The following is a 7,171-nucleotide window of genomic DNA, read 5'->3' on the forward strand; positions in this document are numbered from 1 at the left end:
GCCGCTCATGAAATTCCTGCGGCAAGCGCCGCGCTTTCTTTTTTTTACCGGCAAGGGGGGCGTCGGCAAGACTTCCATTGCCTGTGCCAGCGCGCTGCAACTGGCCGACGCGGGCCAGCGCGTGCTGCTGGTCAGCACCGACCCGGCGTCCAATGTCGGCCAGGTCTTTGGCATCCAGATCGGTAACCGCATCACCGACATCCCCAGTGTGCCCCGCCTCTCGGCGCTGGAGATCGATCCGCAGGCCGCTGCCCAGGCCTACCGCGACCGCTTGGTCAATCCGGTTCGCGGCGTGCTGCCGGACGCCGTGGTCAAGGGTATTGAAGAACAGCTCTCCGGTGCCTGCACCACGGAGATCGCAGCGTTTGATGAGTTCACGGCGCTGCTGACCGATGCGGCGCTGACGCAGGACTACCAGCACATCATTTTCGACACGGCGCCGACCGGGCACACCATTCGCCTGCTGCAACTGCCGGGCGCCTGGAGCGGATTTCTGGAGACCGGCAAAGGCGATGCCTCCTGCCTCGGACCGCTGGCCGGACTGGAAAAGCAGCGCGCCCAGTACCAGGCGGCGGTGCAGGCGCTGGCCGACCCAGAGCGGACCCGTCTGGTGCTGGTGGCACGGGCCCAGGCATCGACCTTGCGCGAAGCCGCCCGCACCCATGCCGAACTGGCGGCGATCGGGCTGACGAAACAGTTTTTGGTGATCAATGGCATTTTCCCGCCGGCCGAGGTCGGCGCCGATCTGCTGGCGCGCGCCGTCTGCCGGCGCGAACAGGCGGCGCTGGCGGCCATGCCAGAGGTCCTGGCGGCGCTGCCGACGGATCAAATCCCGCTCAAGGCTTTCGACCTGGTGGGGCTGGCGGCCTTGCGCCAATTGCTGGTCATCGCTGCGCCGCCGGCAGCCACGGCCGGCCCGGCAACGCTCAGGGTCGCCGCGCCCAACCTGTCGCAACTGGTCGATCAGATCGCCGCCGATGGCCACGGTCTGGTGATGCTGATGGGCAAGGGCGGAGTCGGCAAGACCACCGTCGCGGCGGCAGTGGCCGTGCAACTGGCGCAGCGCGGTCTGCCGGTGCACCTGACCACCTCGGACCCGGCGGCCCATCTGGTCGAAACCCTGCACGGCACGCTGGCGCACCTGACCGTGAGCCGCATCGACCCGCACGAGGTGACCGAGCAGTACCGGGCGCAAGTGCTGGCCAGCAAGGGCGCCAAATTGGACGCCCAGGGCCGCGCCCTGCTGGAGGAAGACCTGCGCTCACCCTGCACCGAAGAGATCGCCGTGTTTCAGGCTTTCTCGCGCGTGATTCGCGAGGCCGGCAAGAAGTTTGTTGTGATGGACACGGCGCCTACCGGCCACACGCTGCTGCTGCTGGACGCCACCGGCGCCTACCACCGCGACGTGGTGCGCCAGATGGAAGGCAGCGGCATGCACTTCACGACCCCCATGCAGCAGTTGCAGGACCCGCGGCAAACCAAGGTGCTGCTGGTCACGCTGGCCGAAGCGACGCCGGTGCTGGAAGCCGCCAATCTGCAAACCGATTTGCAGCGCGCCGGCATCGAGCCCTGGGCCTGGATCATCAACAACAGCGTGGCGGCGACCGCGCTCGCGGCGCCGCTGAGCTCGCCGCTGTTGCGCCAGCGTGCCCGCAATGAACTGGTGGAGATCGAGTCGGTCGCCACCCGCCACGCGCAACGCTACGCCCTGGTTCCCTTGCTGCAGGATGAGCCGATCGGCGTCGATCGCCTGCTGCAACTGGCGGCCCACTCATCCCCAACCACCTCCCTGACCAAGGAAATTTGAAATGACCGACAAAGTGCTCAACGTCCTGTTCCTGTGTACCCACAACTCGGCGCGCAGCATCCTGGCCGAAGCCATCCTGAACCACATCGGCCAAGGCCGCTTCAAGGCTTTTTCGGCCGGCAGCAGTCCGCGTGACAACCAGCAACCCAATCCGCTGGGCTTGCAGGTGCTGAAGAGCTCAGGTATTTCCATTGACGGACTGCGCAGCAAAACCTGGGACGAATTCGCCGCTCCGGAGGCGCCGCATATGGACCTGGTGATCACCGTTTGCGACAACGCCGCCGGCGAGGTCTGCCCCTACTGGCCCGGTCAGCCCGCCACGGCCCATTGGGGCTACCCGGACCCTTCAGTGGGCGATGGCACGGACGCCCAGAAACTCGAAGCCTTTCGCCAGACCCTGCATGCGCTCAAGCGCCGTCTTGACATTCTGATCAGCCTGCCGCCAGCCAAGCTGGAAAAGACCTTGTTGCAGAGCACGGCGCGCAGCCTGGCCCGGGACTAAGCCATGAGTGCGCAATGTGAAGTCGGCGCCAGGCAAGCGGCCGGCGCCCCCCTGAGCGTGTTCGAACGCTACCTGACGCTGTGGGTGTTTTTGTGCATCGTCGCCGGCATTGCGCTGGGTCAGTTGCTGCCTGCGCTATTCCAGGCCATCGGCCGCATGGAAGTGGCCAAGGTCAACCTGCCGGTGGGTGTGCTGATCTGGGTCATGATCATCCCGATGCTGGTCAAGGTCGATTTCGGCGCGCTGCACGAGGTGCGCCAACACCTGCGCGGCATTGGCGTCACGCTGTTCGTCAACTGGCTGGTCAAACCCTTCAGCATGGCTTTTCTCGGCTGGCTGTTCATCCGCCATTGGTTTGCGCCGCTGCTGCCGGCCGATCAACTGGACAGTTACGTGGCCGGCCTGATCCTGCTGGCCGCCGCGCCCTGCACCGCGATGGTTTTTGTCTGGAGCCGACTGACCGGTGGCGACCCGCTGTTCACGCTGTCGCAAGTGGCGTTGAACGACAGCATCATGGTGATAGCCTTCGCGCCGCTGGTGGCTTTCTTGCTGGGCCTCTCGGCCATCACGGTGCCCTGGGCCACGCTGCTGATCTCGGTGCTGCTGTACATCGTGATCCCGGTCGTGCTGGCGCAACTGTGGCGCAAGTTCCTGCTGGCCAAGGGGCCGGGCGCGTTCGATGCGGCGATGCAGCGGATCGGCCCCTGGTCCATCGGCGCGCTGCTGGCCACGCTGGTGCTGCTGTTTGCCTTCCAGGGCGAGGCGATCCTGAAGCAGCCGCTGGTGATTGCGCTGCTGGCGGTGCCGATTCTGATCCAGGTGTTGTTCAATTCGGCGCTGGCTTACTGGCTTAACCGTGCGGTCGGCGAAAAGCACAACATTGCTTGCCCGTCGGCGCTGATTGGCGCCTCCAACTTCTTCGAGCTGGCGGTGGCGGCCGCCATCAGCCTGTTCGGCTTCAACTCGGGCGCGGCGCTGGCCACCGTGGTGGGCGTGCTGATCGAGGTGCCCGTCATGCTGCTGGTGGTGCACATCGTCAACAACTCAAAGACCTGGTACGAACGGGCGGTCTGAAGATCAGCCGCAGGGCCCGGTTGACGTTTCAAACCTCAACAGCACCCGGTCTTATGTCTTGCGGCGCTGGCGTTCACCGCGGTTTGAAGATACCGGGCAGCGTGTCGGCGTGCAAGGCTTCAACGACGGCAGCGCGATTGGCCAGCACCGCGCGCTGGTTGATCGAGCCTTTGTCGGTGATTTCGCTGCTGTCGATGGTGGGCGGCTCGGCCAACAGACAGAGTCGCGCGACGCGGTTGGAACTGCCGCTGGCGCCTTGCGCCAACCGGTCCAGCACGCCCTGGAAGTGGGCGCGCACAGCGGGGCTGTTCAACACTTGTTGCGCCTCGTGTTCAGACCCGGCGGGCAGCGCGCTCAGGCTGCGACAGGCGGCCAGGTTGGGGAACACCATGGCGCCCACCTCATGCCTGGACTGGCCGGTGATCACCACATCCTGAATGCAGGGCGCGCCGGCTGCGATGATCCTGCCGCGCAGCGGTCCGACGCTGACAAAAGTGCCAGTGGCGAGCTTGAAATCCTCGGCCAAGCGGCCATCGAACTTGAGACCCTGATGCACATCGTTCTCGTCAATCCACCTGACCGCATCGCCCGAGCAGAAGAAGCCCTCCTCGTCAAAGTTCCTGGCTGTCTCCTGCGGCGCGCGCCAGTAGCCCGGTGTGATGTTGGGACCACGGTAGCGCAACTCGGTTTTGCCGGCGCAGTCGACCAGCTTGATCTCCAGCCCAGGCGCCGGCACGCCCAGGTCGCCGGCCTTGACATTCGGGTTGGTCACAAAGAGGCCGAACGGACCCGACTCCGTCATGCCCAGGCTGGTCGTCATCACAATACGCTCGCCGACCTCCTTGACCTGCGATTCGGTCAGACTGTCCCACACCGCCTGGCTGAGACCAGCCCCAGCATAGAAGAACATCTTTACGCGCGACAACAGATTGCCGCGCAGCGCGGCGTCTGTTTTCATGGCGCTGGCGATTGCTTCAAAGCCGGCCGGCACATTGAAATAGACCGTTGGTGCCACCTCGCGCAGATTGCGCAAGGTCTCAGCCACCAGCGCTGGCGACGGCTTGCCGTCGTCGAGGTACAGGGTGCCGCCGTGGTACAGCACCATGCCGAAGTTATGGTTGCCGCCGAAGGTATGGTTCCAGGGCAGCCAGTCCACCAGCACCAGCGGTTCTTCCCTCAGCACCGGCATCGACTGCGCCATTTGCTGCTGGTTGGCACACCACATGCGATGCGTGTTGATGACGGCCTTAGGCAGCGCGGTGGAGCCGCTGGTGAACAGGAATTTGACGATGGTGTCCGGCCCGGTGGCCAGCATCGCGCTATCAACCTCCGAACTGGCCGGTGTTGCGAGCAGATCGGCAAACGCAGTGCTGGAACGACCGGCCAGCGTGCCGCTGGTCAACACCACCTCCAGAGCAGGGTCCACGGCGGCCTCGATGGCCTTGCCGTAGCGGGCCGAATCGGCTGCAAACACCAGGCCGGGCGTTACCGTGCTGATCACATGGCGCAGCTTGGCGAAGTCCTGGCTGACCAGGCAGTAGGGCGGTGAAGTCGGTACAAACGGCACACCTGCCAGCATGCAGCCCATGGCCAGCAGAGCGTGCTCCAGATCGTTCTCTGAGAGGATCAGGACCGGTCGCTCCACGCTCAAACTGCGGTTGAGTAGCGCCTGCGCAATGTTGTGGGCGCTGGCCCAGGCCTCGCGGTAGCTGACATGGCGCCAATCACCCGAGCTGCCATCGGCTTGCCTGACCCGGCGCGCCAGAAAGCTGCGCTCCGGCACGGTCCGGGCCCAGTGCTGCAGCCGGTCGGTCAGGCGCGGCGGGTAGTCTTGCAGTGCTTGCACGGCCTTCAGGTAGCTCACACCCGGCGGCCCCTGGCGCAGCTCGATACGGGTGACACCAAAGCTCAAGGGACGAAATTTGAGTGTGCTCATGGTGTCTTCCTAGGTGAGCCGATTATGGTTATAGCTTGTAACTAACTCAAGGGCGCTGGCGTTTCGCTAAGTCGGTGTTTTCCCTAGTACTCAGACTCAGAAATATCGAAACATGAAAGCGCGTCTTCGCACCCATGCCGTCCCTGCAAAAACCTGGGTTCAGCCGGGATGGTTGCCATCAGGCATACTGCGGGTCCGCCTGATTCGGTCGAATCCCGGTCACTACTGCCTTGATGAATCCAGAAGACATTTCCCCGTTCGGCGCGCGCCGCTACCACGCCTGGAACGACCATGTGAAAGAGCGTTACGGCGGTCGCGTGCAGAAGGTCTCGATCGAGGCCGGCTTCACCTGCCCCAATCGGGACGGTAGTGCCGGCACCGGCGGCTGCACTTTTTGCAACAACGACGGCTTCACGCCGGGCTACCTGGAGCGACGCCAGAGCATCACGCAGCAGATTGACGCTGGGCTGGATTTCTTGCAGCGGCGCTATCCCGGCACGCAGCATTACATCGCCTATTTCCAGAGCTACAGCAATACCTATGGCGAATTGGGGCGGCTGCGCGCCTGCTATGAGGAGGCGCTGGCCCATCCGAAAATCAGCGGCCTGGCGATCGGCACCCGGCCCGATTGTCTGCCGACGCCGGTGCTGGACTACCTGGCGCAACTGGCGCAGGACTACATCATCGAGCTTGAGATCGGCGTCGAATCCTGCAACGACGCGGTGCTGGCAGCGGTCAATCGCTGTCACGATTTCGCCGCCAGCGTCGACGCCATAGAGCGCGCTGCCGCGCGCGGGCTGGAAATCACCGTCCATTTGATGCTGGGCCTGCCGGGCGAGTCGCAGGAGAGCATGCTGGCCGGTGCGCAAAAGATCTCGGCGCTGCCGGTCCGGGCCGTCAAACTGCATCAGTTGCAACTGGTGCGCGGCACCGCGCTGGCGCGCCAGTGGCAGCGCGATCCCATCAGTGTGCCGCTGCTCGATGAGCCGGCTTGCGTCAAGCTGCTGGCCGATTTCATCGAGCGCCTGTCACCGGCCATTCTGTTGCAGCGGGTCGGCAGCGAAGTACCGCCGTCGCTGAAACTGGCGCCGCAGTGGAACCTGCGCCTGTCCGAACTGGCGCCGCGGATTTCGGCCGAACTGGCGCGCCGCGGCAGTTGGCAGGGCTGCCGGTACAAAAAAATGGCCCCCGGCTGTTAACCGGGGGCGCCTTGAGGAATCCTGCCGGATTCGAATCAAGCCTCAGGCTGCTTCTTTTGTCGCCAGCAGCGCCTTGCCACCGACCCACAATAGCATGGCGGTGCCGACAAAAGGCAGTGCCACCGCATAGACCAGGCCGATGAAGGGCGCTGCCACGAACAGCGCCACGTTCTTCACGTTGCGGATCGCCTTTCTTCCCGCCGGCATCGCATTCAAGGCCTTCCAGCCGGTCCAGGCCAGCATCGCCAACCCAACCAGAGGCAGCATCACCGCATACAGCAGACCAATGAAGGGCGCCGCCAGGAACAGCGCAATGTTCTTGATCCGGCTTTCCTCTTCAACCACCTCGACCTGCACCGGCTCGACCGCGCGCGCTGCCACTTCGGGTGCCCGCAGCGCGGTCGGCTCAAGTAGCGCATGAGCGGCACTCTCCTCGATCATCTCGGGCGAGAGCGGCTTGCGCATGAAGTCCGAGACCCCGGCCGCCTTGGCCCGGACCTCGTTCTCGGTCGTGCCATAGCCGGTGATGATGACCACCGGCGTCCAGGGCTGACTGGCCTTGACCCGCTCGGCCAACTCGACGCCGTCCATGCCGGGCATCTTGATATCGGTGAAGACCACATCGAAGGCCTGCTCGCGAATCTGCTTCAAGG

General features: G+C 64.5%; 6 protein-coding genes. 4 read left to right on the plus strand and 2 right to left on the minus strand.

Annotated features, from left to right (window positions below):
* Window positions 1-7: 7 nt before the first annotated feature.
* From arsA to arsB, 3 genes are read left to right on the plus strand one after another with little or no spacing between them, the layout of a single operon-like run.
* Complete coding sequence (arsA, locus tag PHS32_RS20805) at window positions 8-1,807, plus strand: arsenical pump-driving ATPase (RefSeq protein ID WP_301081174.1); 1,800 nt, start codon at window positions 8-10, stop codon at window positions 1,805-1,807.
* A 1-nt stretch (window position 1,808) separates the two neighbouring features.
* A complete protein-coding gene (locus PHS32_RS20810) occupies window positions 1,809-2,309 on the plus strand; it encodes an arsenate reductase ArsC (RefSeq protein ID WP_301081175.1) in 501 nt (166 codons plus the stop codon).
* 3 nt (window positions 2,310-2,312) lie between these two features.
* Window positions 2,313-3,383, plus strand: coding sequence for an ACR3 family arsenite efflux transporter (arsB, locus tag PHS32_RS20815; RefSeq protein WP_301081177.1), 1,071 nt, complete (start codon window positions 2,313-2,315; stop codon window positions 3,381-3,383).
* A gap of 73 nt (window positions 3,384-3,456) precedes the next feature.
* Here arsB and PHS32_RS20820 read toward each other — a convergent pair whose 3' ends face one another.
* The gene (locus PHS32_RS20820) at window positions 3,457-5,319 is read right to left on the minus strand and encodes a feruloyl-CoA synthase (protein WP_301081178.1); all 1,863 of its coding nucleotides are present in this window, start codon (window positions 5,317-5,319) and stop codon (window positions 3,457-3,459) included.
* Window positions 5,320-5,552: 233 nt separating this feature from the next.
* Between PHS32_RS20820 and PHS32_RS20825 the strand changes: the two genes are divergently transcribed.
* Window positions 5,553-6,518, plus strand: coding sequence for a TIGR01212 family radical SAM protein (locus tag PHS32_RS20825; protein WP_301081180.1), 966 nt, complete (start codon window positions 5,553-5,555; stop codon window positions 6,516-6,518).
* Between the two features lie 42 nt (window positions 6,519-6,560).
* Here PHS32_RS20825 and PHS32_RS20830 read toward each other — a convergent pair.
* A partial coding sequence (locus tag PHS32_RS20830; RefSeq protein ID WP_301081181.1) for a response regulator occupies window positions 6,561-7,171 on the minus strand: 611 nt, incomplete at its 5' end.

Origin of the sequence: Rhodoferax sp. (assembly GCF_028714215.1) — a bacterium.
Lineage (GTDB): Bacteria > Pseudomonadota > Gammaproteobacteria > Burkholderiales > Burkholderiaceae_C > Rhodoferax.